Source organism: Parablautia muri (genome assembly GCF_009917485.1).
Classification (GTDB): Bacteria; Bacillota; Clostridia; order Lachnospirales; family Lachnospiraceae; genus Suilimivivens; species Suilimivivens muri.
Window position 1 is genome coordinate 1 of sequence record NZ_QZDT01000120.1, and the last position, 3519, is coordinate 3519.

A 3519-nucleotide genomic window follows, 5' to 3' on the forward strand; every position below is an offset into this window, starting at 1 on the left:
AATATGTTATGCAAAGGAAAATATAATCCTGACATTTTCCAGGACACTGCCCAATATAAATGAAATTCCTAAAAAATTGTCAGGATTATGTTTATCGCAATCCACAAAGTTTAGCTATCTCAGTATCTGCATCGGTATTCCAGAGCGCTTCTTCATCTGGAGAACCGGACGGTATTTTTGCAAGGGCAGCCCGCATCATTTCTACTGAGGGTGTCGCATAAATTCTCGTAGTTTCCAGTTGCGAATGTCCAAGAAAGCGTGAAACAATAGCCAGGTCAACACCATCACGGTACAGGCCTGTTGCCCGGGTCCTGCGGAACATATGCGGATGTACATGTTCTGGAATATCAGGGTATTCTTTTCGTACCTGTCCAGCATATTTTTTAATAAAACGTTCGACATTCGCCTCGGACATTTTGCCGCATTCACCTTTAATTACGGTATAAAATAAGAAATCTGTATTTACTGTTCCCTTCACATGGTATACAGACAGGTATTGTTTCAAATGTCCGGAAGTCCGCTCCGTGATGGCAATTACTCTTTCTTTCCGCCCTTTTCCGACTACACGGATGCAGGGGGCTGAGGATGTCAGGGATACATCACATAACCGTAGGCTGAGGATTTCATCTAACCGGGCTGCGCTGTCATACAGCAGGATCATCAGGGTTTTATCGCGGATGCCTGTCTTTGTGTCTGGCGGGGCATTTAAAAGAAGCCGCATTGCTTCATCATCCAGCAGGGGCTTTTCTTTCTTGGGATCCCTACAGGATTTCACCCTGCCGACAGAGATTGCCACAGACTGTAATGTAATGTCTTTTTCCGCAGCAAACCACAGGTAGCTTTTGATCACAGTGAGACGCTGGTTTCGTGTTCCGGGCTTATTCCCTATACAGGATAAATATTCCATAAAGCCCATGACCAGATCCCTGGTGCAGTCGCTGAAGCCAAAGGAATCTGCAGACAGATGCAGTTCATCCCTTAAATAATGGCGGAAAACAGTCAGCGCATCCCTGTATGATTCAATCGTAGCGGGGCTTCGCAGCATCTGGGTCCGCATATATATTTCAAGATATTCGTAAGTCATGGAAAAGAACAGCTGTTTATTAGATTTCCTCATAAGCAGTTACCTCCGGAATGTTTTTTTCTGATGTTAAATCATGGCTTCGTATGATGTCCGTGGCCGCCGCAGCCAGGTGGTAATAATAATGGGTTTCCTCTATTGTTTTGTGTCCCAGATATCTGCTCAAATAAGGCATCATATGCTCCATGCCACAGCCTGCCTTTATCCAGCGGTTAATCCGGTTTACAACAAACGTATGGCGCAAGGAATGAACTGTTGGGCTGTGGACCGTATTATCTCCAAACGCGGTTTTTGACCAGAAGTAGTCAAAGCGGCGGCTCATATTTGTTTTTGGTATAGGCTTGTTTATGTCGCGTGCAGGAAAAAACCACTCCCTCTGCATAACGCTTTCCTTAACAAGGGCATCGTATTTTTTGCACATTTTCAAAATGTCCTCATGTACAAATATGACGCGGTCTTTATGGCCTTTGGCATTGCGGATCAGTATTTTCCCGCCCACAAGGTCAACATCCGCCGCAGCCAGCATGCATACCTCCTGCAGGCGCATTCCGCAGCAATAATACAGCCGGAACATTATACTGTATCCGGCCGCCATTCTGTCACAGGAACGATAGCCGGGCTGGAAGCTGTCAACCTGCGCAAAAAAGGCGGACAGTTCCGGCACGGACAAAATATACGGATCCCGGCGGGATTGTGAAGGTTTATCGTGGGGAATATATGCTTCCATTCCGACCGACAGCAGATACTTTGCAAACTGCCGAAAGTAAGTCATACTCTCACAGGTAGTTTTCGCTGCCCAGCCATATATCATATCCCGTGTCAGCAGCGGTTCCGTAATTCCTGCTTCAGAGCAATACCGGTCAAAACGGTACAGCAGCCGTTCCTCCGTGTTATAGCTGTATCCGTTGGCCCGTTTCAGCATAATAAAATCAGAAATATACGGGCCAAATACGCTGGACAGTTCAATCGGGTCGGAAGTTCCGGAATGATATTCCATAGGCGGGATATAGGTATTCATCCCTTTTGAAGCCAGATACCGTCCAAGATGACGCACATAAGTCATCATCTGCCTTTTCTGCCGGTGTTTACGGTTTTCGTTATGCTTTTTCCATTGGATGACCAGTTCCTCTGACAGGACAGTATCGTTATATCCTATCCCGCTACAGAACCGGTCAAACTGACCAAGCAGCACTTCTCCGTGTATATACTTTGTCCCGGCATCGCGTTTCATCCGGATAAGGCCGCATATTGCGGGCGCAAGCGTACTGCTGAATTGTTCCATGCTCATAACCCGTACCTCCCGGCGTATTCAATGCCGCAGCATCCTATTGCGCACCTGCGCAGGTTTTCATCATCCGTTGATAAATAAGGGGCTACGCTTTCTGCTCGCGCATGTCCCAGTGCTGCTGCAATCAGGGGAACTGTGCTACCGGAGCAAAGCATTTGTGACGCAAAAGTACGGCGGGTGATATGGAATCCTGTAAAGTCTCTTTCGGCATCGTCACGAAAGATGCGCTGTATCGCATTTCTGACAGATGTACTGCCACGCAGGGAATTGTCTGGTGAAACATGATTAACAAATACCGTATCTGCCGTGCTGGCAGGACGGCCTTCTGTGATATACCGGTATATGCTGTTTCCGACAACAACAGGCATCGGCAATTCAATATATACACCTGTCTTTTGTTGTATAAATGAGATGGCCTGCTTACGCCACGATATGTCGGAAAACTTTAAGCCGTATATATCGGCTCCGCGCATACCCATTTTTAATCCCAGCATGAGCATGGCGGAATCCCTGAGTTGCATAGGGCTTTTGGCATGGCGGGCGTAGGTTTCGATAGTCTCAATCTGCCCACGGGAAAGCACTTTCACCACTGTTTCATTAGGAGCATGCTGACAGGACAGTGCCAAAGGGAGAGATATGGGCACAAGCCCTTTTTCGGACAGATACTCAAAAAAGATCCTCAGCTGTGAGGTGTAAAGGTTGCGCGCCCTTGATGATGAATGTTCGGAAGAAATGTGCCAGTCATGAAGATGTTCCGCCCTGACATCGGACAAAGCATCAATCCCGTTTGCGTTCATATAGGAAAAGAAACTGAATATTGCAGCGCGAATTGTTCTTTCTGTAGAAGGTGCACAGCTGGAAGCTCTTTTCCTAAAGGCAATATACTGTTCATATATAGTGCTCTGCCATTCCGTAATGGTATATTTACCCGACACAATAACACCTCCCATCCACAAGATGCTGTATGCATGGAAAAACATCCGGCATAGAAAATAGAACTATCATATAAAATCCTCCTTTGTTTTTGGTAGTTCCATTATAACCGGAGGCATAGGCGTAAAAATATAATCCTGATATTTTTTATGGCAAAATGCTGTTATTCTGCTGATCACTAAAAAGTGTCAGGATTATATTTTCCTTTGCATAACAT

3 protein-coding genes are annotated in these 3519 nt (G+C 46.0%); all 3 read right to left on the bottom strand.

Annotation, left to right across the window (positions count from 1 at the left end; translation table 11 throughout):
- Positions 1–91: 91 nt before the first annotated feature.
- Genes D5281_RS24340 through D5281_RS24350 form a run of 3 tightly spaced genes read right to left on the bottom strand, consistent with a single transcriptional unit; the run spans position 92 to position 3304 of the window.
- A complete protein-coding gene (locus tag D5281_RS24340; protein ID WP_160562449.1) occupies positions 92–1117 on the bottom strand; it encodes a tyrosine-type recombinase/integrase in 1026 nt (341 codons plus the stop codon).
- Positions 1104–2369 (bottom strand): tyrosine-type recombinase/integrase, encoded by a 1266-nt coding sequence (locus D5281_RS24345; protein WP_160562450.1) that lies wholly within the window; start codon positions 2367–2369, stop codon positions 1104–1106. The genes D5281_RS24340 and D5281_RS24345 overlap by 14 nt, the downstream gene beginning before the upstream one ends.
- On the bottom strand, positions 2366–3304 hold the full coding sequence (locus D5281_RS24350; protein WP_160562451.1) for a tyrosine-type recombinase/integrase: 939 nt from the start codon (positions 3302–3304) through the stop codon (positions 2366–2368). Before D5281_RS24350 ends, D5281_RS24345 begins: the two co-directional genes overlap by 4 nt.
- Positions 3305–3519: the final 215 nt, after the last annotated feature.

Excerpts from the sequence above, each read along its gene's own strand:
- D5281_RS24340 (WP_160562449.1), bottom strand. The coding sequence starts at position 1,117 with ATGAGGAAATCTAATAAACAGCTGTTCTTTTCCATGACTTACGAATAT.
- D5281_RS24345 (WP_160562450.1), bottom strand. The coding sequence starts at position 2,369 with ATGAGCATGGAACAATTCAGCAGTACGCTTGCGCCCGCAATATGCGGC.